The sequence below is a fragment of the Bradyrhizobium sp. OAE829 genome (genome assembly GCF_040546575.1).
Classification (GTDB): Bacteria; Pseudomonadota; Alphaproteobacteria; order Rhizobiales; family Xanthobacteraceae; genus Bradyrhizobium.
On the sequence record NZ_JBEPOE010000001.1, the window covers coordinates 4,835,510 to 4,859,321 of the forward strand.

The 23,812-nt window shown below is 62.4% G+C and carries 20 protein-coding genes; 8 read left to right on the forward strand and 12 right to left on the reverse strand.

What is annotated here, in order from left to right:
* Positions 1–345: 345 nt before the first annotated feature.
* Complete coding sequence (locus ABIE49_RS23335; RefSeq protein ID WP_192736456.1) at positions 346–1,599, reverse strand: aspartate kinase; 1,254 nt, start codon at positions 1,597–1,599, stop codon at positions 346–348.
* Positions 1,600–1,797: 198 nt separating this feature from the next.
* Between ABIE49_RS23335 and ABIE49_RS23340 the strand changes: the two genes are divergently transcribed.
* The 3 genes from ABIE49_RS23340 (at position 1,798) to ABIE49_RS23350 (ending at position 4,280) form a co-directional block, all read left to right on the forward strand.
* A complete protein-coding gene (locus ABIE49_RS23340; protein ID WP_192736457.1) occupies positions 1,798–2,277 on the forward strand; it encodes a PH domain-containing protein in 480 nt (159 codons plus the stop codon).
* A gap of 3 nt (positions 2,278–2,280) precedes the next feature.
* Entirely contained in the window at positions 2,281–3,039 is a 759-nt protein-coding gene (gene ubiG, locus ABIE49_RS23345; RefSeq protein WP_192736458.1) for a bifunctional 2-polyprenyl-6-hydroxyphenol methylase/3-demethylubiquinol 3-O-methyltransferase UbiG, read from the forward strand.
* 341 nt (positions 3,040–3,380) lie between these two features.
* Positions 3,381–4,280 (forward strand): DMT family transporter, encoded by a 900-nt coding sequence (locus ABIE49_RS23350; protein WP_192736549.1) that lies wholly within the window; start codon positions 3,381–3,383, stop codon positions 4,278–4,280.
* A 135-nt stretch (positions 4,281–4,415) separates the two neighbouring features.
* On the opposite strand, the gene ABIE49_RS23355 is transcribed toward ABIE49_RS23350, so the two are convergent.
* The 5 genes from ABIE49_RS23355 to ABIE49_RS23375 all read right to left on the reverse strand — a co-directional run bounded on the left by ABIE49_RS23355 (position 4,416) and on the right by ABIE49_RS23375 (position 7,875).
* A complete protein-coding gene (locus ABIE49_RS23355; protein ID WP_192736459.1) occupies positions 4,416–4,895 on the reverse strand; it encodes a DUF1178 family protein in 480 nt (159 codons plus the stop codon).
* Positions 4,892–5,770: a carbon-nitrogen hydrolase family protein gene (locus tag ABIE49_RS23360; RefSeq protein WP_192736460.1), complete on the reverse strand. Its 879-nt coding sequence runs from the start codon at positions 5,768–5,770 to the stop codon at positions 4,892–4,894. The genes ABIE49_RS23355 and ABIE49_RS23360 overlap by 4 nt, the downstream gene beginning before the upstream one ends.
* Positions 5,767–6,042, reverse strand: coding sequence for a glutaredoxin 3 (gene grxC / locus ABIE49_RS23365; protein WP_192736461.1), 276 nt, complete (start codon positions 6,040–6,042; stop codon positions 5,767–5,769). Before grxC ends, ABIE49_RS23360 begins: the two co-directional genes overlap by 4 nt.
* Before the next feature lie 44 nt (positions 6,043–6,086).
* Positions 6,087–6,896: a ComF family protein gene (locus ABIE49_RS23370; protein ID WP_192736462.1), complete on the reverse strand. Its 810-nt coding sequence runs from the start codon at positions 6,894–6,896 to the stop codon at positions 6,087–6,089.
* A 139-nt stretch (positions 6,897–7,035) separates the two neighbouring features.
* Positions 7,036–7,875: a calcium-binding protein gene (locus tag ABIE49_RS23375; RefSeq protein ID WP_192736463.1), complete on the reverse strand. Its 840-nt coding sequence runs from the start codon at positions 7,873–7,875 to the stop codon at positions 7,036–7,038.
* Between the two features lie 218 nt (positions 7,876–8,093).
* Between ABIE49_RS23375 and ABIE49_RS23380 the strand changes: the two genes are divergently transcribed.
* A complete protein-coding gene (locus ABIE49_RS23380) occupies positions 8,094–8,936 on the forward strand; it encodes a methyltransferase domain-containing protein (protein ID WP_192736550.1) in 843 nt (280 codons plus the stop codon).
* 184 nt (positions 8,937–9,120) lie between these two features.
* Positions 9,121–9,249: a hypothetical protein gene (locus ABIE49_RS23385; protein ID WP_354066933.1), complete on the forward strand. Its 129-nt coding sequence runs from the start codon at positions 9,121–9,123 to the stop codon at positions 9,247–9,249.
* A gap of 103 nt (positions 9,250–9,352) precedes the next feature.
* On the opposite strand, the gene ABIE49_RS23390 is transcribed toward ABIE49_RS23385, so the two are convergent.
* Genes ABIE49_RS23390 through ABIE49_RS23400 form a run of 3 tightly spaced genes read right to left on the reverse strand, consistent with a single transcriptional unit; the run spans position 9,353 to position 13,895 of the window.
* Positions 9,353–10,648, reverse strand: a complete 1,296-nt coding sequence (locus tag ABIE49_RS23390) for a glycoside hydrolase family 130 protein (protein WP_192736464.1) — start codon at positions 10,646–10,648, stop codon at positions 9,353–9,355.
* Between the two features lie 32 nt (positions 10,649–10,680).
* Positions 10,681–12,963 carry a glycosyltransferase family 4 protein gene (locus ABIE49_RS23395; protein ID WP_192736465.1) on the reverse strand — a complete coding sequence of 761 codons (2,283 nt, stop codon included), beginning with the start codon at positions 12,961–12,963 and terminating at the stop codon, positions 10,681–10,683.
* Complete coding sequence (locus ABIE49_RS23400) at positions 12,960–13,895, reverse strand: class I mannose-6-phosphate isomerase (protein WP_192736466.1); 936 nt, start codon at positions 13,893–13,895, stop codon at positions 12,960–12,962. The genes ABIE49_RS23395 and ABIE49_RS23400 overlap by 4 nt, the downstream gene beginning before the upstream one ends.
* Positions 13,896–15,163: 1,268 nt before the next feature.
* On the opposite strand from ABIE49_RS23400, the gene ABIE49_RS23405 reads away from it, so the two are divergent.
* The gene (locus ABIE49_RS23405; RefSeq protein WP_192736467.1) at positions 15,164–15,364 is read left to right on the forward strand and encodes a hypothetical protein; all 201 of its coding nucleotides are present in this window, start codon (positions 15,164–15,166) and stop codon (positions 15,362–15,364) included.
* A gap of 825 nt (positions 15,365–16,189) precedes the next feature.
* Here ABIE49_RS23405 and mutT read toward each other — a convergent pair.
* Positions 16,190–16,600, reverse strand: coding sequence for an 8-oxo-dGTP diphosphatase MutT (gene mutT, locus ABIE49_RS23410; protein WP_192736468.1), 411 nt, complete (start codon positions 16,598–16,600; stop codon positions 16,190–16,192).
* A 170-nt stretch (positions 16,601–16,770) separates the two neighbouring features.
* Between mutT and ABIE49_RS23415 the strand changes: the two genes are divergently transcribed.
* Entirely contained in the window at positions 16,771–18,096 is a 1,326-nt protein-coding gene (locus ABIE49_RS23415; RefSeq protein WP_192736469.1) for a TadE/TadG family type IV pilus assembly protein, read from the forward strand.
* Between the two features lie 120 nt (positions 18,097–18,216).
* On the opposite strand, the gene argJ is transcribed toward ABIE49_RS23415, so the two are convergent.
* Together argJ and ABIE49_RS23425 are read right to left on the reverse strand one after the other, a co-directional pair.
* Positions 18,217–19,473 carry a bifunctional glutamate N-acetyltransferase/amino-acid acetyltransferase ArgJ gene (gene argJ, locus ABIE49_RS23420; RefSeq protein ID WP_192736470.1) on the reverse strand — a complete coding sequence of 419 codons (1,257 nt, stop codon included), beginning with the start codon at positions 19,471–19,473 and terminating at the stop codon, positions 18,217–18,219.
* Between the two features lie 188 nt (positions 19,474–19,661).
* The gene (locus ABIE49_RS23425; RefSeq protein WP_192736471.1) at positions 19,662–20,588 is read right to left on the reverse strand and encodes a peptidylprolyl isomerase; all 927 of its coding nucleotides are present in this window, start codon (positions 20,586–20,588) and stop codon (positions 19,662–19,664) included.
* A 363-nt stretch (positions 20,589–20,951) separates the two neighbouring features.
* Between ABIE49_RS23425 and secA the strand changes: the two genes are divergently transcribed.
* Positions 20,952–23,789 carry a preprotein translocase subunit SecA gene (gene secA, locus ABIE49_RS23430; protein WP_192736472.1) on the forward strand — a complete coding sequence of 946 codons (2,838 nt, stop codon included), beginning with the start codon at positions 20,952–20,954 and terminating at the stop codon, positions 23,787–23,789.
* Positions 23,790–23,812: the final 23 nt, after the last annotated feature.

A 23,812-nucleotide genomic window follows, 5' to 3' on the forward strand; every position in this document is an offset into this window, starting at 1 on the left:
ATCGCCAAACTGTGGCACAGTTTGCGGCAGCCCACCTGTCAGGCCGTATAGCCAATCAAGGCTTGCTTTGCCAAGCAAAACGCCTGCCAGTAGCAATAACGTCTGTGTCAGGCCAATGCTGCGGGCGCTAAGAGAAAATCGTTCCAGAGTGCCCCTTGATACCGTGGCTTCATCCTTCGAGACGCGGCCAAGTGGGCCGCTCCCTCGGTGAGGGCAAAGCGCTCATCCGGGGATGAGGTCTATTAGCCGACCAGAAGGCGACTTAGACCCTCAGGGTGAGGAGCGCGGCAAATGCAGCGCGTCTCGAACCATGAGGCCGCGATCCCCGCCTGGACGAATCGGGAGCTACGCCTGATCGAGCCCATAGAGCGTGTGCAGCGTGCGCACCGCAAGCTCGGTATAGGCAGCGTCGATCAGCACCGAGAACTTGATCTCGGAGGTGGTGATGGCGCGGATATTGATGTTTCGCGCGGCAAGTGCGGTGAACGCCTGGGCGGCGACGCCGGCATGGCTGCGCATGCCGCTGCCGATCACCGAAACCTTGGCGACGTCAGTGGCACTGTCCAGCCGCTTATAGCCGATCTTGTCCTTGGCCGAGGCGATGGTGTCCCTGGCGCGGGCATAGTCGGAGGCCGGCACCGTGAAAGTCAGGTCGGTGGTCTTGCCGTCCTCGGAGACGTTCTGCACGATCATGTCGACATTGATGTTGGCGTCCGCGAGCGGTCCGAAGATCGCGGCGGCAACGCCCGGCTTGTCCTCGATCTGGCGCACGGAAATCTGGGCCTCGTCCTTGGAGAAGGCGATGCCGGTGACGACGTGGTTTTCCATGATTTCCTCCTCGCTGCAGATCAGCGTGCCCGGCGGCGTGGCGTGCGGGTCGATATCCTCGGGCTTGTCGAAGCTGGAGCGGACGAACACCGGCATGTTGTGCACCATGCCGAGTTCCACCGAGCGCACCTGCAGGACCTTGGCGCCCTGGGAGGCCAGTTCCAGCATGTCCTCGAAGGCGATCTTATCGAGCCGCCGCGCCTTGGGAACCACGCGCGGGTCGGTGGTATAGACGCCGTCGACGTCGGTGTAGATGTCGCAGCGGTCGGCATGGATGGCGGCCGCGATCGCCACCGCCGAAGTGTCCGAACCGCCGCGCCCCAGCGTGGTGATTCGGCCCGTCTGCGGATTGATGCCCTGGAAGCCGGCGATGACGGCGACTTCCTTGCGGTCCTTGAAACGGTTGATGATCTCGGTGCCGTCGATTTCGAGGATCCGCGCCGAGGCGTGCGCGTCCGAGGTCCGGATCGGGATTTGCCAGCCCTGCCAGGAGCGGGCCTGAATGCCGATCGTCTGCAGCGCGATCGCCAGCAGCCCGGACGTGACCTGTTCACCGGACGCGACCACCGCGTCATATTCGCGGGCGTCGTGCATCGGCGAGGCGTCGCGGCACCAGTCCACCAGCTCGTTGGTCTTGCCGGACATCGCCGACACCACCACGGCGACGTCATGCCCCGCATCGACTTCGCGCTTGACGTGACGCGCGACGTTGCGGATTCGGTCGATATTGGCGACGGATGTACCGCCGAATTTCATCACGAGGCGGCCCATGACGACGCGTGCATTCCCTGTGAGGATAAGTATGGTGGCCCGCACGAAAATGGAGCGTCCGGGCCGAAAGCGGCGTATACATAGCGGCGCGTCCCGGGGCAAGCATCCGGGTGCATTTTCGGTCTAAAATGGCGCAAAATGCTGTGGTAGCGGGTTAATTCGGGTCGGGCGCATTTAGGTCAGGTGCAAGGTCAGGTTATGGGGCGTTATATCGACGATATCCTGCAGCCGGATGAGAAGGTGCTGTATTCCACCAATGCGCACTGGATATTCTTCCTGCCGGCGATTGTGGGCTGGTTCGTGGCGATCGCGCTCTTCGTGATCTCGGGCATGATCCCGTCTGGACCTCTGGTGTTGGCGCTCTGGTCGCTGGCGGCAATTGTCGCCATTTTCGCGCTCTACAAGACGGCTACCGCCTGGTTCCACCGCTGGACCACCGAAACCGACGTCACGAATTTCCGTGTCATCCACAAGACCGGCTTTGTTAAGCGGCAAACGTTCGAGATGAGCGTGGACAAGGTCGAGAGCGTCGACGTCAACCAGAGCATTCTCGGTCGCATCTTCAACTACGGCGACGTGACCGTCCTGGGGGTCGGCGAGGGCGGCAAGACCCTCGACACCATTGCTTCGCCGTTGGCATTTCGCAATGCCATCACGGCACGACCGGCCGGCGCGTAAATCATGGCCATGCAAACAAATCACGCCGGCGCATCGGGAAGCACGGTCGATCCGGCCGAAGTCGCGAAATTCTCAAAACTGTCAGACGAGTGGTGGGACCCCAAGGGCAAGATGGCCCCGCTGCACAAGATCAATCCGCTGCGGTTGACCTATATCCGCGACGCCGCCTGTCGCAAGTTCGAACGTAACGTCAAAAGCCTGAATTGCCTCGGCGGCCTGCGCATCCTCGACATCGGCTGCGGCGCCGGCCTGTTGTGCGAGCCGTTCACGCGGCTGGGCGCGCAGGTGATCGGGATCGATCCCTCCGCGACCAACATTGCCGCCGCCAAGCTGCATGCCGACAAGGGGCATCTGTCGATCGATTACCGCTGCACCACGGCCGAGGAGATGGACGTTCGCGAGCGCTTCGACATCGTGCTGGCGATGGAAGTGGTCGAGCACGTCACCGATGTCGGCGTCTTCCTCAACCGCTGCGCGGCGATGCTCAAGCCGGGCGGGATGATGGTGCTCTCGACACTGAACCGCAACTGGAAGAGCTTTGCGCTGGCGATCGTCGGCGCCGAATATGTGCTGCGCTGGCTGCCGCGCGGCACCCATGAGTGGAACAAGTTCGTCACCCCCGACGAACTCGCGCAGCATCTGGCCAACAACCGGCTCGCCATCACCGAACAGGCCGGCGTGGTCTACAACCCGCTCGCCGACAAATGGAGCATCTCGTCCGACATGGACGTGAACTACATGGTGGTCGCGGAGGAGATGTAAAAGTCTATCGTCGTCCCTGCGAACGCAGGGACGACGATGGAGTTGGGCTTTTCCGCTCAATCGCAGTCCTGTCGCACTTCGCTCTGTGGCCCGCGTTAGCCCGAGACCTCTCTCCACGTCGTCCCTGCGAATGCAGGGACCCATACCGCGTGATCTATCGATAGCGCGAAATGGCTGATGTCTCCCGCAAAACGGCGGCCGGTGGCTATGGGTCCCTGCGTTCGCAGGGACGACGATGGAGTTGAGGCTTTTCGGCGTAATCGCAATCCTGTCATGCGCCGATTCGGTTGACCGCACCCGTTGCGACCGGCACGGTGCGGCACCCTTCCGCCGGTATTTTCATGTTCACGATTGCCTCGCTCTGGATTCCCTTCACCATTGTTGCTGCGCTCGGCCAGGTCGCGCGCAATGCGATGCAGCGGTCGTTGACGGGGCCGCTCGGGACCTGGGGCGCGACCAATATCCGTTTCCTGTTCGGCTTCCCGTTTTCGATCATCTTCTTTGCGGTTGTCGTGACCGTCACCGGCGACCATATCTCGTGGCCGACGGCGGCGTTCTGGCCCTGGCTGCTGCTCGGCGCGCTGAGCCAGATCGTCGGCACCGGCATGATGCTGCTCGCGATGAACGACCGCTCGTTCGTGGTGACCACGGCGTACCTGAAAACCGAGGCGATCCAGACCGCGATCTTCGGCTTCATCTTTCTGGCCGATCATCTGACGGTGCTGAAGGTGGTCGCGATCCTGATTGCGACCGCCGGTGTCGTCATCGCGGCGCTGCGGCCGGCTGGGGGCAAGGGTTTTGCGGATCTGAAGCCGACGCTGCTCGGCCTTGGCGCCGCCGCGGCGTTCGCGCTGTCGGCGGTCGGCTTTCGCGGTGCCGTCATTGCGGTGCCCGGCGTCTCCTTCGTGACGGCGGCGTCCTACACGCTGGTGTTCGGCCTGTTCGTGCAGACGCTGGTGCTGTCGGTCTATCTGCTGTTTCGCGCGCCCGACGTGCTCCGGAAAATCCTGGGCTTATGGAGGCCCTCGATGCTGGCGGGCTTCATGGGCGCGTTTGCCTCGCAGTTCTGGTTCCTGGCGTTCGCGCTGACGGCGGCCGCCAATGTCCGCACGCTTGCGCTGGTCGAGGTCTTGTTCGCGCAGGGCGTGGCGTACTACTCGTTCAAGCAGCCGCTATCGGCGCGTGAACTGGCCGGGATCGTTCTGATCGTGGCGGGTGTGGCGCTGCTGGTGGCGGCGTAGCGCGGTCCTCATCCCCGCGCAACGGCTTCGCCGTTGTCGCTGGAGGAGCCGCGTAGCGGCGTCTCGAAGGATGGGCCACGGGCCTCATGGTTCGAGACGGCGCAAGCGCGCCTCCTCACCATGAGGTAGCGGAAATCAATTCCGATCGTCCGGCAGCACCGGCAGCGGCGAGACCTCGACGCCTTCGTCGATCAGGGCGCGGGCTTCGTCGGGCGACGCCTCGCCATAGATCGGGCGGTGCTCGATATCGCCGTAATGCATCTTGCGCGCTTCGTTGGGGAAGCGCTCGCCGACATTGTCGGCGTTCTTGGTGATGTGATCGCGCAATTCCTTGATCTTGGCGCGCAGTTCGAGCTCCTGCGCCATCAACAGCGGCGTGGCCTCAGGCGCCGCACCTTCCGTACCTGCGATTTCCGCAGCCGGCACGCGACGCGAATCTTCACGGCCCTTCTTGCTGACGATCTGCGGGGCCATGATGGCACGCTCGACCTTGACCGAGCCGCACGACGGACAGCTCACCAGCCTGCGCTTTTCCTGGCTCTCATAGGCAGTCGAGCTCTGAAACCAGCTTTCGAAAGCATGGCCCCGCTCGCAGCGCAGGTTGTAGCGGATCATGCCGAGCCCCGGACCAGATGCAGATGTTCCGGGCCGGCCTTGGGATCGGCGATGCCAAAGCGACGTCCGTGCTGCAGCGACGGCACGGTTTTCCGCGCAGTCTCGACCCTTGAAGGGTCGATCTCGGCCAGGAACACGCCGGGCTCGACGCCGCCCTCGGCGAGGATCTCGCCCCAGGGCGCGACGATCACCGAATGCCCGTAGGTCTCGCGCTTGTTCTCATGCATGCCGCATTGCGCGGCGGCGAACACGAAGCAGCCGGTCTCGATGGCGCGGGCGCGCAGCAGGATATGCCAATGCGCCTCGCCGGTCTTTTTGGTGAAGGCCGACGGCACGGTGAGGAACGACGCGCCGCTTTCGGCGAGCGCACGATAGAGCGCCGGAAAGCGCACGTCGTAGCAGATCGTGAGCCCGATCCGGCCCCATGGCAGGTCCGAGATCACGGCGGTCTCGCCCGGCTGGTAATTGGCGGACTCGCGATAGCTCTCGCCGCCGGGCAGGTCGATGTCGAACATATGGATCTTGTCGTAGCTGGCGAGCAGATTGCCGTCGGGCCCGATCAGGAACGAACGGTTGACCGCGCGCTCCGGCGAGAAGCGCAGCGCCAATGAGCCGACATGCAGATGGATCTTCAGCTCCGCCGCCAGCGCGCGATAGGCTTTCAGCGACTTGTCGTCCTCTTCGCTCGCCAGATGCTCGAACAGCGCCTTGCGGTTCAGCTGCATCATGTTGCTCACCTCGGGGGTTTGCACATAATCAGCGCCCTGTGCCACCGCTTCGCGGATCAGCTTCATGCCCTGCTCGAGGCTCGGCTCCGGCAGCAGGGCGGTGCGCATCTGCACCATCGCGGCGGTGAAGGTCGTGGCAGCGCTCATGACGAGGCCTTTTCTCCCGCCAGCAACGCATCGAGCCTGCCCGCGCGGTCCAGCGCGTAAAGCTCGTCGCAGCCACCGACATGGGTTGCGCCGATGAAGATCTGCGGAAACGTCGAGCCGGCGCCGGCCCGATCGTACATCTGTTCGCGATAGGAAGGGTCGCTGGATACGCTGAGTTCGGTAAACGCGGCATTCTTGCGCGTCAGCAGCGATTTGGCCGCGGTGCAGTAACCGCAGCCCGGGCGGGTGTAGATTTCAATGGCAGCGGTCATGGAGCGCTCTGGTTCGCAAGTTCCGGGAATGGCAAGTCATTGAATTATATGGGAGCCCGGTGGGTGTCCACAACCCGCGCGAATACCAGCACGTCGACCTGCGCGGCCTTGGCGCGCAATAAGGCACGGGCGCAGGCGTCGGTGGTGGCGCCGGAGGTCAGGACGTCGTCGATCAGGACCACGCGGCGGCCCTGGATGTCGGCGCTGCGGTCAGGGGCTACCTTGAACGCGCCCTGCACATTGCTGGCGCGCTGCGAGCGCGACAACCCGATCTGCTGTTCGGTCGCCCGGACCCGCCGGAGCGCCTCGGAGGCTAGTTTCACCCCGGTTTGGCGCGAAATCACCCGCGCCAGCGCGCCGGACTGGTTGTAACGGCGGCTCCAGCCACGTCGCCAATGCAGGGGAACCGGGACCAGCACGTCGGCTTCTCCAAGCAATTCCCGGCCCGCGCGGGCCATCCAGCGGCCCATCGCGGGCGCCAGATCGGTGCGGTCCTGGTACTTCAGCGAATGAACCAGCGTGCGCGCGACATCGTCGTAGCGCACGGCGGCGCGGGCGCGCTGGTAGGCCGGCGGATTGGCGATCGCCTCCATCGACAGCAGATCGGGCCCGGGGTCGTAGACAAAGGGAATGCCGAGCCGCGGGCAGAAGGGCGGTTCGATGAACGACAATTTGGCCCAGCATTCCGCGCAGACGCCCTCGCCATCGACCGGCTCGCGGCAGGAAACACACAGCGTCGGCAGCGCGATGTCGAGCGCCAGCCTTGGAATATGCGCGAACACGCCGCGCGCCGCGTTCAGCACGCCGCGCAAATGGGTGGAAATGGAGCGTGGTGGTGATGCCTCGGCGTCCATGGGGTGAGGCTAGCGCCAAGGCAGTACCATCGACAAGGCCTCCAGCCGCGATCGGCGACCTTGCGGACGATCGAGTCTCGTAACGTTCGGAAGCGGTAGCCCAGTGACGAGCCGCCGCTCCCGATACGCCGCTCAGGTCTCAGGTGATGTGATAGTGACTGAACTGATCGGTGGATGTCAGCCCGGCCATCGTGACACCGATGTCGGCTCGCGTATCGCCATCGGTATCGGCAAACACGTAGCCGTTCTGGCCATCCGTGATGAAAACATAGTCCACCGACTTCAACATGTAATTGGCCATGTTGAGCGCAGCGTCGAACCCGCGGCCCGATATATAGGTTTCGTCGTAATTCGACGCGGTCGCATCGCCAGGCAACTCGAGATGAGCATGCGCGCGGTCGAAATGCGCGACGATGTCTTGCGCCCCGTCGACGGGATTGCTGTCGCCCCTGTTGATCACGAGCGTGTCCCAACCACTGACGATGACCGTGTCCTGGCCCGCGCCGCCCCATACGGTATTGGTGCCGTAGTAGCCCGGCGTGGTGCCGTATCCGTAGTCCGTGATGATGTAGTCGTCGCCACGACCGGCAATGATCGTGTCATCGCCTCCACCGCCAATGATCGTATCGCGCGCCCAGCCGCCCCAGATGGTGTCGTTGCCATCCTCAAGGTTGGCCTCCGACGCCTGCTGGTGATCGCCGTAGATCGTCACGGGGTCCACTGAGTGGTAATAGCTGATGGTGTCGTTGCCGTTTCCACCCCTGACGGTGTCGTTGCCCCAGAACTCGAAGACGTTCGGCCGTGCACCACTTTCCGCGTAGATCTGGTCGTCGCCATTGCCGCCACTTATGTAGTCGACACCCATGCCGCCGTAGATGCGGTCGTTGCCACCGAAGCCGAAGATGCTGTCACCCTCGTCGGCCCCCAGGAGTTGCGTGCCGAAATATCTGTTAAAGCGTTCCAGTCCCAAAACTGCCATTGCCATTCTCCTTGAAATGAAGCTGCAAACTCCCTTGCAAGGAAGCCCCAGCGGTCACCTTCACGTGAAGGCACGCTCCTTATGTGACGGGGATCAAGCGTGAGATGTGATCTGCACCACAGAAGACGGCGCTGGGGATGCGGCAAGGGAGCGTGGTGGTGATGTCTCGGCGCCGGCACCGGATTGCCAGAGACGCGCCAATCAGCGTACCAACCGCCATGGCTCAAAACCCGACCGCCGCACCCATCCTGTTTGATCGCGCGCTGTTGCGCGCGCGGCAGGATCGTGCGCGGCGCCTTGGGCCAGCGACGTTCCTGCTCGATCGCGTCACCGAAGACCTCGAAGAGCGCTTGCAGGCGGTGACGCGGGATTTTTCCGACGCCGCCGAAATCTGGACGCCGGGCGAATTGCTGCGCAAACCGGTCGCCGATCGTTTCAAATCCGTCACCCGAATCGATCCGGATGAAACGGAAACGTTGAGGCTCGCGCCGGAATCGCTCGATCTTGCGGTCTCTGCGCTCGCCCTTCAATTCGTCAACGATTTGCCCGGTGTGCTCGCGCAGGTCAGGCGCGCGCTGCGGCCGGATGGATTGCTGCTCGCGGCGATGATCGGCGGCGATACGCTGACCGAACTCCGGCAGTCCTTTGCGGAGGCCGAGGCCGAATGCGAGGGCGGGGTGTCGCCGCGCGTCGCACCGTTTGCCGATCTGCGCGATGTCGGCGCGCTGCTGCAACGCGCGGGCTTTGCGCTACCGGTCACCGACGTCGATCGCCTCATAGTGCGCTACGACAGCGCATTGGCGCTGATGGCCGATCTGAGAAGGATGGGCGCGACCAATATCCTGGTCGAGCGGCGGCGGGCACCCACCCGCCGCGCCACGCTGCTGCGGATGGCAGAGATCTACGGCGAGCGCTTTGCCGATCCGGACGGCCGCATCCGCGCCACCTTCGACGTGATCTGGCTGTCCGGCTGGGCGCCGCATGAAAGCCAGCCCAAACCGTTGCGGCCGGGTTCGGCGAAGGCGAGTCTGGAAGCGGCGGTGAAGCGGAAGACGAAGTAGGCAGGCCAGCCACGCGATGCAACTTCATCCCCGAACCCGCCACCGTGGGTATCTATCCACTCTACACGCTCGCGCGACCCGGCGTGGTCAATTCCGATCTCAGCCGCACCGAATCTGGCTATAAGGGTGGAAGGCTAAGCGGTTGCGAATGATAGATCGATAGGCCGAAGCGAAGGAGCACCCGATGACCCGAAGCGTGGTTCGCCGATTTACGACCATGGATGACGCAGGCAATCGCTATGTCATCATCGAACATCGGACCTTTGAGGAATCAGACGAGATCAGGGCCGACCGCATGAGCGCCGACCGGTAACCGGGCAATTGTTCGAAACGCTGCAGGGAAGAGCGGCCGAGCAGATTGACGAGAAAAGCGGACGTCGAAGTAGGCCTCCCGTACGAACGGCTTCTCCGCGCCATCAGGACATTGCTTGCAGCAGGGCTGCGATCTTGATGGTCGCAAAGTTGGAGTAGGTGTCGGATATGGCGTAGGGCAAAATGATCTGGTCATTGTGGCGCATCGCGCCGCAGGTATAGACCACGTTGGGAACATAGCCTTCGCGTTCCGACTGTTCGGGATGCAGCAACGGCTCTACCGAACGCGCCAGCACCCTGGACGGGTCTTTCTTGTCGAGCAGCGCCGCGCCGATCGAATATTTCCGGACCGGCCCGACGCCGTGGGTGAGCAGCAGCCACCCTTCATCCAGTTCGATCGGCGATCCGCAGTTTCCGATCTGCACGAACTCCCAGGGGAATTGTGGTTTCAGGATCGCCTGACCGCCGTCCCACTGATGCAGGTCATCCGAATAGATCAGATAGAGGTTCTCATTATCCTGACGCGCGATCATGGCGTACTTGCCGTCGATCTTGCGCGGGAATAGCGCCATGCCCTTGTTGTGGGCCGCGGTCCCCTGCAGCGGCGACATTCGAAATGACAGGAAGTCGCTGGTCTCGATCAACTCCGATCGTATCGCTCTGCCGGTATAGGCGGTGAAGGTCGCGTAGTAAGTCTTGTGGTCACCATCGCTGAATTCGACGAAGCGGGCGTCTTCGATGCCCTGGGATTGGGATGCGGTAACCGGAAATATCACGCGCTCGCTGATATCCTGTTCCTCCTTGAAGGTGATCTCAACCTCTTCGCCTGATGGTCCGGATACGCGACGTCCGACCCGGGGACTGGAGGCCAGCCGCGCGGTCGGATCGACGGCCAGACTGCCGTCGGCGGCAATGGTGCCGGTGCGAAATGTCAGTGAAGACACGTGGCCTTCGCCAACGGCCCGGAGGCTGAGCACGAAGCGGAGACCGCCCTTCGGCGCGCCTGACTGGTCGGGATGCGGCACGATGCTGGGATTGAACAGCGCCGAGGCCTCGAACGAGTATTCGTTCAGGAAATAAGCGCCGATCAACTGGCGCTGCACGCTGGAAAAAGCGCCGTGAGCCGCCAGTGCCTCTTCCATCTCGTCGGCGCGGAACTCGAATTCCTGCAGCAGGTTGCGATGGCGGCCCTGGAAGTTCTCCAGTACGTCGGCCAACAGGCTGGCTGTGACTTGCGGATCGAGTGCGAGCACGCGCTCGACGATATGGTTGGCGCGGGTCTTGTCGGTCGGGTTGAGGTCGCGCGGTTCAGTCGTCGGCTTGAACGGGCGTACGATCACGCGTGCCGGGTCGGGGCGCAGATAGAGTGCTTGCCGATGCAGGAAAGTGGCTTGCAACAAGATGTCCTCGGTTCGTTGGGGGGAAACTGGACTCAGGCGCCGATGGCGCGAAGCGCCACGGGGGGTGTCACGCTGACATTGACGCGGGCAAGCTGGCGAATATCGGCAAGACCGAGCAGATAGGACACGACCGACTCGCCGCCGCGGTTTTCGTTGGCGCGGTCGGGATGCAGTCCGTCCCGGCAACTGCCGGTCTCGGGATCGACCAGGGCGATCGACAAATCGTTACGGCCGAGAAACCAGGCGAAAACGTTGCTTGCGATCGTCTTCCATTCCGCGTCGCCCTCCGCGCGCCAGGCGGTCAGGCAGGCCGCGATCGTCGCCGCTGCCTCTACCGGCTGCTGGTCGAACGCGCGCGGCGGTTGGCGCAGTTCGCCAAAGCCGGTGGTGCCGACGGGACGGAAATGTCCTGTTGAAGCCGTTTGTTGAGTCATCAGCCAACGCAGGGATCGCAATCCGGCAGCGAGATAAATGGGGCTTTGCGTGGCCATGCCTGTCAGCATCAAGGCTTGCGGCAGGCGCGCATTGTCATACGCCAGGCCTTCCTCGAACCAGGTCCAGTCCGGCGTCTCGACCGACGCGAGCCCCGCCATCAACTTGTCGGCGAGACAATGTCGGATTTCCCGGGCGCGCGCATCATCGCGAACAACGGCGCAATAGCCGTCCAGACCCAGCAGGGTGAAAGCCAGTGCGCGGGGCGAACTGAAAGCCTCGACGGCCGGCAATGCCTCGGCAAACAAGGCGGCCGCCCATCGGCGTCGCGACGGGCTTGCGTCCCTGCGCGCGCACTCACCTAGCGCCCATAATGTTCGCCCATGGCTGTCTTCGGAGCCGCGATCTTCGAGCCAGGTTCGATTGAAGCCCATGAAATTGCGAAAGCGTCTGGTGTCCGGATTCCACGCATGCTGCACGAAGGCGGCAAAACGGGCCGTCAAAACTTCGGACAAGCGCGTTTCGCCCGGATTGTTAAGCGCGCACGCCAGCAACAACGCACGGGCATTGTCATCAACGCAATAGCCGTGGGCGCGATTGGGCACCGAATGCACCGCATGCTGGAACAGGCCGGTATCGTCGCACATGGAAAGAAAGTGATCCAATTGCATGTCTGATGCCGCAGGGCTGTGCGCGATCGCGACCGGCCCGGTACGCGCCACCACCTTGAGCCAGTCCCCATGGCGCGCATGTTCGAAAGTGGCCATGTAACATTCGGCCGTGCGCTCCCACGTCATCGATCGGCTGATCGAATAGGCACGCTCGCGCATTGCCTGCCGACGCGGGGCATTGGTGAGCAATTGCGCAATTTCCTTGCCGATCGCGACCGCGTTGCCGAAGGGAACGATGACGCCACGGCCGTCATCCAGCAGCTCCAGCGCGTGCCAATAGGGCGTCGACACCACCGGCTTGCCCAATCCGAAGCTGTAGGCCAGCGTTCCGGACGTCATCTGCGCTTCATTGAGATAGGGCGTGACGTAGACATCGCACATCGAAATGAACTCTAGCAATGTGGCCTGATCGACGAACTGGTCGAGGAAGACGACATGGTTCTCGACGCCAAGTTCGCGCACGCGCGTCATCAGGCTCTCGCGATACGCTTCGCCCTGGTCGCGCACCAGATTGGGATGGGTCGCGCCGAGCACGACATAGACCGCGTCCGCGCGGCGTTCCAGGATCAAGGGCATGGCGTCGATCATGACCTCGATGCCCTTGCTGGGGGAGAGCAGGCCGAACGTCAGAATCACGGAGCGGTCGCTGAATCCGAGTTTGGCCTTTGCCGCGTCGGGCTCGACAAACGGAAAGTCGGGAATGCCGTGCGCGATCACCTCGATCTTGGTGTCCGGTACGCGATAAACGCTGCGCAGCATCTCGCGGCCCTTGTTGGCCATCACGATGATCTTCGAAGAAGCATCGACGATGCGCTCCATGACCGCACGCTGGGCGGCGGTCGGCTTGGCCAGTACCGTGTGCAGCGTGGTGATGACAGGCATGCTGAGGCGTGAAAGCAGCTCGAGGATGTGCCCGCCGGCTTCGCCACCGAAGATTCCGAATTCATGTTGCAGGCAGACGACGTCGAACCGGCCGGCATTCAGGAACGCCGCGGCACGCACATAGTCTTCAATGGTGTCATCCTTGATCTGCAAGGCAACCGAAGCGGGATAGTCGTAGGCTTGCCCGTGGTCGTTCATCGCGACAATGCTGACCTCCAGATCCGGCCGTGAACTGGAAAGCGCGCGTTCCAGGTCGGTCGTGAAGGTGGCGATACCGCAGCGGCGGGGCAGCGAATTTCCGATGATGGCGATGCGGCGAAGCGGCGTCATGTTCGCGCCTCCTTGGCGCCTTCAAATTGCGGATTGGCAGGAGCAGCCGGATTGGCAGCGTTGCCCGCAGTTTCACCAAGCCTTTGCAACAGGGAATCGATCGGCCGGCTCGCCGGATACGCGATCAAGGCACTCAATCCATCGCTGCCGACCTCGATGCTGGTGCGGCCGCCGGCAACGAAGATGGCTTCCCCGATCGAGGCCGCGGCCAGTCCAATGGCGGCGTGACCGCCGAGAACGAGAATCCAGGTCTCCGGTTCGGCGAGCAGCGCCCAGCTTGAACCCTCGGGCAGCTCAACGCGCTCGAGAACGAAATGCCGGCTGGCGACGAGAACCGTTCGTTCCGTGGTAAGGCGCGTCGGATTGCAGGGCGTTCGAAGCGGCCACGGGTGAGCGACTGCTACCCCGTCGTCTTCGTGCAATTCGCGCTGCCGGCCATAATCGAACAGGCGGAATGTCGCGTCACTGCGCTGCTGAATTTCTGCGAGCACAATACCGGCGCCGATGGCGTGGATGGTGCCGGCGGGGATGTAGATCACGTCGTCTTTCGCAACCGGTCGCCAGTGCATCAGTTCGGCGATCGAACCGTCCTGGATGGCCGCACGCAATTGCTGTGGCGTTACCTGGTGCTTTAGCCCAGCGCCGATCTGCGCGTCGGGCTCAGCCGAGAGGATATACCATGCCTCGCTCTTGCCGTTCGGCATCCCGATCGCGCGCGCGTAGGTGTCGTCCGGATGAACCTGGATCGACAAGGGTTCGCTGGTGAACAGCAGCTTGAGGAGCAAGGCCGGGGCAGGCGCATCCTCGGCCGCCCGCTCGAACCACAGCTCGCCGATCGCGTCGCCAGACCCGTCAATATTGCTCCAGGGGAGCAGATCACGGGCCCCCCAGGGCTTGTGGACGACCCGCACGGCGGCATGTTCGGTAGGCATAGGATGTCCTGACCCATGACGCGCACGTCAGGGCGACGTGCCGTTGGCCGCTATCGTCGTTAGGATTTGGCATGGCTAAGGCGTCGCGTATCCGGACTTAATGCGGATCGGACGCTGAGTGTTCCTTAGGTGGCTACTCCATCACGCGATTACAACCTGCCGCGGTCTGTTTACTCTCCTTCCGCCGGCGGGGCCGCCTCCAATGCAAGGCTTTTGCCGACAAGGGAAAGATCACGGACGCCGATTGATGGCGACCTACCAAGCCTGTTGCGCGATGTGGTCGCAGATAGTGCAGTTCCGAATGCCTGTACTTGCGTGAACAACGAGACCCGTCTGTCGCGGTGGTCTCAAGTGCCCGTTTCGTGCCGAATATCGTCCATGTTGGTGTGATGACGATACTCACATTTGCCGTCGTTCCAATCGATTTCAACGCCGCTCCAATCGACCGATAGAACCGTTCCTTTGTGCCTGCGGCTGCCGTTCCAGGAGACAGGCTGCCCCAGCTTTAGCGCCTTTGATTCCTCTGTGAGCATTTGATGAGCCTAATCTCCGTACCCGGCCTCCGGGAAAGAAGAACCCCGGCGCGGACCGGGAGGTTCGAGCCGGGGCTGTTGAGCAGTATCGATTTTTGCCGAAAGAAGCTGCCGAACCTCTAACAATGAAACTGGAAGACCGTCATGTTTGGTCGAGGTTGGATGTTGGGGCGCCAGACTTCGGTCCCCAGGAGGGACGAGGCCCGGTCCATGCCGGGAGAGCATCCCATTCGGCCCATCGCATGCGGCGCTCCTCATTTCCAACCCTGACAAAAACGAAGGCAGCGTCATCACTCCCCGTTTTCGATCCGACGAACATGGCCGGCACGCCATACGCGTTCCTGACAGTTGCTTTGTTGGCCATTGCGACCTTCCGATGGGTTTTGTTCTGCGATCTTGCTGAGACGGATCAACTTTGAAAAATTACCGCGGCGGCGATCGGCATGACGAAACAGATCGGCAGCAGCACCGGAGGCACCAGCCGCTCACGGAAGTCGGATGTTGGGGAATTTGACAATGGACCGCCTGCTTGGTTGAGGCGGGAGCGCAACGCTCTCAGTCATCGATAACTGCCGGGGGCGCGCGATGATACTCTACATATAGTCTCATTTGCCCAAATAGCGAGATGGCAACCGGCTTATTTCAGCATTTGTTTGGACGATGCCTGCGGCGCTGCCGGATAATCGTTAACTGCATGTGCTTACAGTTTCAGCACATGGTCACGATTTGTGTTTCATGAACGGATTGGCGGAATACGTGCAGCAGATCGAAACCAATGACCCCACCGAGGCCCGACGCAGCCGCTACGCCCAATATCGAGGACAGGTCGCCACGCTGACCTTTGGCTCGGCGACCGTGAGGGGCATGGTCCGATCGGTCAAGGAAGACAGCTCCTGTATTCCGGTCCGATGGCTGGTTACCGTCGTTTCGCCATAGCGGCGACCAACATTGCAGATTGATCAAATGATGCCGCGCCTTACGTTGGTGAGATATGAGCTCATGGATTTTGGTGCTGCTATCCGGCCTGTCGAACAAAGCCCCGGCTGCCCGACGGGCAAATCACTTCTGATTTACGGAATTGGTGTCAAGTCAAAAATTTCCGTAAATCAAAAATATTTCTGTTGTCGTCCGACCCAAATCAGTGCGCATCTATCGCCATCCCGTCCCATTCAGAGGGGCGTTGGCCATCGTCACAACGAGGGGCGGGGAAGCGGTGGACGCTGACGCTGCGATTGACGGTCGCGGCTGATGCGTACGGCGAAGTCGTGTGGTCCTGGCGCCCGTAACGGCGTCAAGTCCCGCGGGAGCTAACGCTTCCGAGGGGCGACGGTGGCAATAGAGGCCGTCTCACCGGGGAGAGCGCGTTATAAGCCGTAAAGCCATTGCGCAGGGAAGGCCGGGTGTTCTCCGCTGCCCTGTATGCTCGTGTGCGTGTTCTTATGCACGATTGCACACGAGACCGCGGGTGCAGCGCGCACCCGGTCTTCCCTGCGCCCTCTGATTTCGAGGGCAAGGAAATTTGGGCAAAGCTCGGGCGCATGCGTCGCGAGAATGCGAAGGTGTGTTTGGATCGTGGTGCAACGACAAACACTGCCGTCGTCCCGGGCTTGACCTCAGATGCGCAATTGCGCATCGGGGGACCCATACGCCGCGGCCCATCGGTGAGAGCGCTGGCGTTAGATACCTTTCGCAAAATGATCGCCGCAGCGTATGGGTCCCGGCGTTCGCCGGGACGACGAGGGATTTGACCGCGCCGTCACCTCACAACAGCAAATCCAGCAGATGCGGGATCAGCGGAATATCCGCGGGCGGCATCGGGTAGTCGCGCAGTTTGCCCGCGCGCACCCAGGCCAGTTGCTGGCCTTCGCGTGCGATCACCTGGCCTTCCCAGCGCCGGCAGATGTAGAGCGGCATCAGGAGATGGAAGGTCTCGTAGGCGTGGCTGGCAAAGGTCAGTGGCGCCAGGCATGGCTCGCTGACGTCGATGCCGATCTCCTCATGCAGTTCGCGGATCAGCGTCTGCTCGGGGCGTTCGCCGGGCTCGACCTTGCCGCCGGGGAATTCCCAGAGGCCGGCCATCGTCTTGCCGGCCGGACGCTGCGCCAGCAGCACGCGCTTGTCGGCATCGATCAGCGCGCAGGCGACGACGAGGGTGAGTTTGATGTTAGTCATGCACAAGAACTAATCAGAAAACCGCGGGAGCGCCGCACGCCATTCATTAACCAGCAATCGTCGCGAGGCCAAACGGTTTGTTCAGCGTAGCGAAGGATCGATGCTTATAAGTTATAAGTTAATCTCTCGATGACAAGATGTGCGCAAGACCAGCCCAGAACAGGCATCCTATGCGCGCTTTCACTTCTCTGCTCAACCGCTTTCGTCGCGATCGCTCCGGCAATATCGCCGTGATATTTGCGATCGCGTCGCTACCCATCATATCGGCGGTTGGATGTGCGGTCGACTATTCGCGGGCCACCCAGCTGCGCAGCAAATTGCAGGCGGCGATCGACGCGGCCAGCGTGGGCTCGGTCGCCAAGAGCGCGCCCGGCTTCATCGCCGCGGGATCGATGACCTCGGATGGGCCGATCCCGGCCGGCGTCACCGATGCCACCAATATCTTCAACGCCAACATGAACGGCGTGGTCGGCTACACACTCAGCAGCATGACGCCGGCAATGACCAAGGCCGGGAACATCATCACTTCGAAGGTTCAGTTCTCCGCCACGGTTCCGATGCTGTTCCTCGGCGTGATCGGCAAGACCAGTGTCACCGTGACGGGCACGTCGACCGCCACCACCAGCATGCCGCTCTATATCGATTTCTATCTGCTGATGGACAATTCGCCGTCGATGGGCGTCGGCGCGACGCCGGCCGATGTCAGCAAGATGGTCAACAACACGTCGGACAAGTGTGCGTTTGCCTGTCACGATCTCAATAACAACAACAACTACTACAAGCTTGCAAAAACCCTCGGCGTGACCACGCGGATCGACGTGCTGCGCAGCGCGACCGAGCAGCTGATGGACACCGCGGCCGCGACCCAGACCTATTCGAGCCAGTTCCGGATGGCGATCTACGATTTCGGCGCATCTGCGAGCTCGGCCGGGCTAAGAGCCCTGTTTTCACTGTCGTCCAGCCTGTCGAGCGCCAAGAGCGCGGCCGGCAACATCGACCTGATGACCGTCAAAGGTCAGAATGAGAACAACGACCAGGATACCCAGTTCACCAACATCATGCCCGCGATCAACAGCGCGATCAGCGCGCCCGGCGCCGGCACCTCCTCGGCGCCGCTGAAGTATCTGTTCTTCGTGTCTGATGGCGTCGCCGACGAGTATAATCCGGGAGGGTGCATCAAGCCGACCACCAGCAACGGGCGCTGCCAGTCGCCGCTCAACGCGGCGCTCTGCACGGCGATCAAGGCTCGCGGCATCAAGATCGCCGTGCTCTACACCACCTATCTCGCGCTGCCGACCAACGCCTGGTACAACACGTGGATCGCGCCGTTCAATACCGGGCCCTACGGGCCGTCGCCGAACAGCCAGATCGCGCAGAACATGCAGAGCTGCGCCTCGACCGGATTGTATTTCGAGGTCAGCCCGACGCAGGGCATTGCGGAAGCGATGAACGCGTTGTTCAAGAAGGCGATCGCCGACGCGCGGATCAGCAGCTAACGCTCAACTGGCTAATCCCGTCATTGCGAGCGAAGCGAAGCAATCCATGCCTCCGCACGATCGAACAGATGGATTGCTTCGTCGCTTTGCTCCTCGCAATGACGAGCAATGACGACGTGTCTACGACCGGTAATCGCCGTTGATGGCGACGTATTCCTTGGTGAGGTCGCAGGTCAGCACGCGGTCGCGGCCCTTGCCGAGGCCGAGCGAGACCTTGATCTGAATCTTCGGAGCCTTCATCGCCTCGGAAACCTCCGCCTCGTTGTAAGACGGATCGCGCGCGCCGTTTTTGGCGACGCGGATGCTGTTGAACGAGATCGACAGCTTGTCGCGGTTGGCGGGCTCGCCGGCCTTGCCGACCGCCATCACCACGCGGCCCCAATTGGCGTCCTCGCCGGCGATCGCCGTCTTGACCAGCGGCGAATTCGCAATCGACATCGCGATCCGGCGCGCCGAGATGTTGGTGGTCGCGCCCTCGACGATGACCTCGACCAGTTTTCGCGCGCCTTCGCCGTCGCGGGCGACCTGCTCGGCAAGATCGGCGAGCACCGCGCGGAACGCCTTGGTGAAGGCTTTCAGCCTCGGATCGCCGGCGCGAGTGATTTTTGGCGCGCCGGCAGTGGCGGCCGTTCCGGTGGCGAACGCCAGCAGCGTGTCGGATGTCGAGGTGTCGCTGTCGATGGTCAGCGCATTGAAGGTATCCTGGACGCCGCTCTTGAGCAGCGCTTGCAGCACGGCCGACGACAGCGGCGCGTCGGTAAACACGAACGACAGCATGGTCGCCATGTCAGGCGCGATCATGCCGGCGCCCTTGGCCATGCCGTTGATGGTGACCTTGGCCTTGCCGAGTTTCACGGTCGCGGTCGCGACCTTCGGAAAGGTGTCGGTGGTCATGATCGCCCGGGCCGCGCCCATCCAGTCCGCCGGCGTAGCGCTGTCGGCCAGCGTGCCCAGCACGCCGTCGAATTTGGTGGCGTCAAGCGGCTCGCCGATCACGCCGGTGGAGGCGAGAAACACTTCATTTGGCTTGCACCCCACAGCCTTGGCGGCAATCGACGCCGTCAAGGTCGTGGCCTGCCGCCCGGTCTTGCCGGTGAAGGCATTGGCATTGCCGGAATTCACCACCAGCGCGCGCGCAAGCCCCTTGGAAGAGCCTGCGCCTTTGAGTTGGGCGCGGCACCATTCCACCGGGGCGCTTGGGCATTTCGATTGGGTGAAGACACCGGCCGCATTCGTCCCCTTGTCCATGATCGCGAGCAGTACGTCGGTGCGCCCCTTGTAGCGGATGCCGGCGGCAGCCGTGGCAAGCCGCACGCCCGCGATCACGGGCATGTCGGGGACTTCGGTCGGGGCGAGGGGGGAAACGGCTGATGACATGGGGGCGCCTTATCGACAGGAAGACTGGAAGCGATGTGGCCGGATCCAGCAGCGCGAGGCGCCTTGGGATTCGCGGCCATCCACGTCTTCAGCATCCGTTGATGAAGGCCCTAAGACATGGATGCCCGGCACACCTGAGTGGGCCGGGCATGATGCCTAAATACTGAAGTCGGACGGCGAAGTCGATTTTATTTCTTCGCCGGCGCCATCTTGGAGGCGTCAGGCTTGGCAGCCTCGGCAGGCTTCGCCGCCGGCTCGGCCGGCTTGTCCATGCGCTCGACCTTGGCGGCCTCGCGCAGCTTGGCCACGTAATCGGCCTGCGCCTTGCGCGTCACGTAGGTTTCGATCTGGGGCTTGACCTGCTCGAAGTCGGGCGCCTTGCGGTTGCGCTTTTCCTCGACCTTGATGATGTGCCAGCCGAACTGCGACTTGACGGGATCGGAGATCTTGCCGGGCTCGAGCACGAACGCCACGGCCGAGAATTCTGGCACCATCTGCTCCTTGGTGAAGAAGCCGAGGTCGCCGCCGTCGGAGGCGCCGGGGTCCTTGGACTTTTTCTTGGCGAGATCAGCGAAATCGGCGCCCTTTTTCAGCTCTTCCGCGATCGCCTTGGCCTCGTCCTCGGTCTCGACCAGGATGTGCCGGGCGTGGACTTCGGCTTCGCCGGTGATCTGCTTGGAGGCCTCCTCATAGACCTTTTTCATGGCCTCTTCGGTGGTTGCCGCCTTGCCTTCGGTGGCCAGCAGGCTGTCCATCAAAAGACGGCTGCGCGTGAATGCCATGCGCCGCTTGAAGTCCTCGGAATTCTCGACCTTTTTGTCCTCGGCGGCCTTGGCGACGATCTTGAGGTCGATCAGGAAGGCCAGCACGTTGTCCTTCTTGGTCGCCGGGTCCATCTGGGCGAGGCTGGGGCCAAGTTCCTCTTCGGCCAGCGCCACGTCGCTCTGACGGATCTCCACGCCGTTAACCTTCGCCAGAACGGGGTTGTCCTGGGCGCGGGCCGGCAGGCCGGCGGCCAGAACCGCAGCCATGCAGGTCGTCAGGGCCAAGGAAACCTTCAAGGAGGCCAAGCCGAAGCGCAGGCCGGTCTTCGTTTCCGGGAACGGGGAGGTCATGCAAAATCCTTGTCTTAAAGATGGGTATGTGTGAGGCGGCGGGACACTCGCCCAATCATGGCACCTTGGCAACGCGAAAAGTCTGTCAAAATGATGAATTCCTTGACATCTTGGCGGCGTTGACAAGGCTCAAGCCCAGCCATATCTCTGCCGGAACCAATCGATGGCGATAGCGCTTATTTTACTGGGCTTTTTGCCGTTGAACCTTAGCTTGCCTGAATCCCACTCACTTGGCGGATGACCCCCGGATCGGGGCGTTTGCCGCGATGCGTCACGGTGAGTTGATAGGCAACTTGGTGGATCACGTCACGGCCGCAACGCAAGACACGGCATAGCAAGACACGGCATAGACAGGAACTCGGCATGATCGGCGCGCTCGCCCGCAAGTTTTTCGGCTCCGCAAACGACCGGCGGGTGAAGGGATACCAGTCCCGCGTCAGCGCCATCAACGCGCTCGAGCCCACGCTCGCCGCGCTGTCGGACGAGGCGCTGAAGGCCCGAACCGCCGAATTCCGCGAGCAGCTCGCTAACGGCAAGACGCTCGACGACCTCCTGGTTCCGGCATTTGCCACTGTGCGCGAGGCGGCCAAGCGCACCCTCGGCCAGCGCCATTTCGACGTCCAGCTGATCGGCGGCATGGTGCTGCACGAGGGCGACATCGCCGAGATGAAGACCGGCGAAGGCAAGACGCTTGTCGCGACGCTTGCGGTCTATCTCAACGCGCTTGCGGCTAAGGGCGTCCACGTCGTCACCGTCAACGACTACCTCGCCCGCCGCGACTCCGAATGGATGGGGCAGATCTATAATTTCCTTGGCCTTTCCGTCGGCGTGATCGTCCACGGCCTCGACGATGCCGAGCGCAAGGAAGCCTATTCGCGCGACATCACCTACGGCACCAACAACGAATACGGTTTCGACTATCTGCGCGACAACATGAAGTACCGCCTGGAGGACATGGTCCAGCGCAGCCACTTCTACGCCATCGTCGACGAAGTCGACTCGATCCTGATCGACGAGGCGCGCACGCCCTTGATCATCTCCGGCCCGCTCGACGACCGCTCGGAGTTCTACAACACCATCGACACCTTCCTGCCCAAGCTCGACAAGACCGACTACGACGTCGACGAGAAACAGCGCACGGTGACGCTGACCGAAGCCGGCATGGAGAAGATCGAAACCCTGCTGCGCGACGCCGGCCAGCTCAAGGGCGAGTCGCTCTACGACGTCGAGAACGTCTCGGTGGTCCACCACATCAATCAGGCGCTGCGTGCCCATTCGCTGTTCAATCGCGACAAGGACTACATCGTCCGCGACGGCGAGGTCATCATCATCGACGAATTCACCGGCCGCATGATGCAGGGCCGGCGCTATTCCGAAGGCCTGCACCAGGCGCTGGAAGCCAAGGAGCATGTCCAGGTCCAGCCGGAAAACCAGACGCTGGCCTCGATCACGTTCCAGAACTATTTCCGGATGTACGCCAAGCTCGCCGGCATGACCGGCACCGCGCTGACCGAAGCCGACGAACTGTTCGACATCTACAAGCTCGAGGTCGTCGAAATCCCGACCAACGTGCCGGTGGCGCGCCTCGATGAGGACGACGAGGTTTATCGCACGCAGACCGAGAAATACGCCGCGATTCTGGCCGAGATCGAACGCGCCAATGCGCGGCTGCAGCCGGTGCTGGTCGGCACCGCCTCGATCGAGAAGTCGGAAGTGCTGGCCGACTATTTGAAGAACCACGGCTACAAGCAGATCGATTTCGGTTCGGAATCCGGCATGGAGAAGCTCTATGCCGCGGCGCGCGCGGGCAAGCCTGCGAAACTGTTTGCGGTGCTGAACGCGCGCTTCCACGAACAGGAAGCCTATATCGTCGCGGAAGCCGGCGTCCCCGGCGCGATCACAATCGCAACCAACATGGCCGGCCGCGGTACCGACATCAAGCTCGGCGGTTCGCTCGAGATGCGGATCCTGCAGGAGACCGCGCACATCACCGACGAGGCCGAGAAGGCCGCCAAGATCGAACTTATCAAGGCCGACATCGAGCGCTTCCGCGAGATTGTGCTGAAGGCCGTGGACGTCGTCGAAATCGAACCCGCTAAGGGTTCGAAGCCGGCCAAGACCATCACCAAGCCCGGCGGGCTCTACATTATGGGCTCGGAGCGCCACGAATCGCGGCGCATCGACAACCAGCTGCGCGGCCGCTCCGGCCGTCAGGGTGACCCCGGACGCTCGAAATTCTTCCTGTCGCTGGAAGACGATTTGATGCGGATCTTCGGATCTGACCGGCTCGATACCATGCTGACGCGGCTCGGCCTCAAAGAGGGTGAGGCGATCATCCATCCCTGGATCAACAAGGCGCTGGAGAAGGCGCAGCAGAAGGTCGAGGCGCGCAACTTCGACATCCGCAAGAATTTGCTCAAATTCGACAACGTCCAGAACGACCAGCGCAAGGTGATCTTCGACCAGCGCGTCGACCTGATGAAGGACGACAGCGTCGCCGAGACCGTCGCCGACATGCGCCACGCCTTCGTCGAAGACGTCGTGACCAAGCACGTGCCCGAGCACGCCTATGCCGAGCAGTGGGACGTCACCGGCCTCAAGGACGAGTTGAAGCGCGTGCTCGACGTCGACCTGCCGGTCGATGAATGGGCCAAGGAAGAGGGCATCGCCGACGAGGAATTGCTGGCGCGCATCGAGAAGCATGTCGACGAGCGCATGGCGGCCAAGGTCGCGCAATGGGGCCCCGACGTGATGCGCTACGTCGAAAAGACCATTCTGCTGCAGACGCTGGATCATCTCTGGCGCGAGCATCTCGTGATGCTCGACCATCTGCGCCAGGTCATCGGCCTGCGCGGCTACGGCCAGCGCGATCCGTTGCAGGAATACAAGTCGGAAGCCTTCAGCCTGTTCGAGGCGATGATCGCGCACCTGCGCGAGGCGGTGACGGCGCAGTTGATGCGCGTCGAGATCGTTCCGCCGGAAGAGCAGCAGCCGGCGTTGCCGGTGATGGAAGCGCACAAGCTCAATCCGGACACCGGTGAAGACGAGATGGCGTTCGCCAATGCCTCGCTGGTCCCCGAGGTCAGCGCCGCCGACCGCGATCCCAAGAATCCCGCCACCTGGGGTAAAGTCGGCCGCAACGAGGATTGTCCCTGCGGCTCCGGCAAGAAGTTCAAGCATTGCCACGGCAAATACGGCTGAGCTGCTTGTCATCGTGCGCTGAC

Coding starts and splice junctions, on each gene's coding strand:
- ABIE49_RS23335 (WP_192736456.1), bottom strand. CDS start 1,599: ATGGGCCGCCTCGTGATGAAATTCGGCGGTACATCCGTCGCCAATATC.
- ABIE49_RS23340 (WP_192736457.1), top strand. CDS start 1,798: ATGGGGCGTTATATCGACGATATCCTGCAGCCGGATGAGAAGGTGCTG.
- ubiG (WP_192736458.1), top strand. CDS start 2,281: ATGGCCATGCAAACAAATCACGCCGGCGCATCGGGAAGCACGGTCGAT.
- ABIE49_RS23350 (WP_192736549.1), top strand. CDS start 3,381: ATGTTCACGATTGCCTCGCTCTGGATTCCCTTCACCATTGTTGCTGCG.
- ABIE49_RS23355 (WP_192736459.1), bottom strand. CDS start 4,895: ATGATCCGCTACAACCTGCGCTGCGAGCGGGGCCATGCTTTCGAAAGC.
- ABIE49_RS23360 (WP_192736460.1), bottom strand. CDS start 5,770: ATGAGCGCTGCCACGACCTTCACCGCCGCGATGGTGCAGATGCGCACC.
- grxC (WP_192736461.1), bottom strand. CDS start 6,042: ATGACCGCTGCCATTGAAATCTACACCCGCCCGGGCTGCGGTTACTGC.
- ABIE49_RS23370 (WP_192736462.1), bottom strand. CDS start 6,896: ATGGACGCCGAGGCATCACCACCACGCTCCATTTCCACCCATTTGCGC.
- ABIE49_RS23375 (WP_192736463.1), bottom strand. CDS start 7,875: ATGGCAGTTTTGGGACTGGAACGCTTTAACAGATATTTCGGCACGCAA.
- ABIE49_RS23380 (WP_192736550.1), top strand. CDS start 8,094: ATGGCTCAAAACCCGACCGCCGCACCCATCCTGTTTGATCGCGCGCTG.
- ABIE49_RS23385 (WP_354066933.1), top strand. CDS start 9,121: ATGACCCGAAGCGTGGTTCGCCGATTTACGACCATGGATGACGCAGGC.
- ABIE49_RS23395 (WP_192736465.1), bottom strand. CDS start 12,963: ATGACGCCGCTTCGCCGCATCGCCATCATCGGAAATTCGCTGCCCCGC.
- ABIE49_RS23400 (WP_192736466.1), bottom strand. CDS start 13,895: ATGCCTACCGAACATGCCGCCGTGCGGGTCGTCCACAAGCCCTGGGGG.
- ABIE49_RS23405 (WP_192736467.1), top strand. CDS start 15,164: ATGAACGGATTGGCGGAATACGTGCAGCAGATCGAAACCAATGACCCC.
- mutT (WP_192736468.1), bottom strand. CDS start 16,600: ATGACTAACATCAAACTCACCCTCGTCGTCGCCTGCGCGCTGATCGAT.
- ABIE49_RS23415 (WP_192736469.1), top strand. CDS start 16,771: ATGCGCGCTTTCACTTCTCTGCTCAACCGCTTTCGTCGCGATCGCTCC.
- argJ (WP_192736470.1), bottom strand. CDS start 19,473: ATGTCATCAGCCGTTTCCCCCCTCGCCCCGACCGAAGTCCCCGACATG.
- ABIE49_RS23425 (WP_192736471.1), bottom strand. CDS start 20,588: ATGACCTCCCCGTTCCCGGAAACGAAGACCGGCCTGCGCTTCGGCTTG.
- secA (WP_192736472.1), top strand. CDS start 20,952: ATGATCGGCGCGCTCGCCCGCAAGTTTTTCGGCTCCGCAAACGACCGG.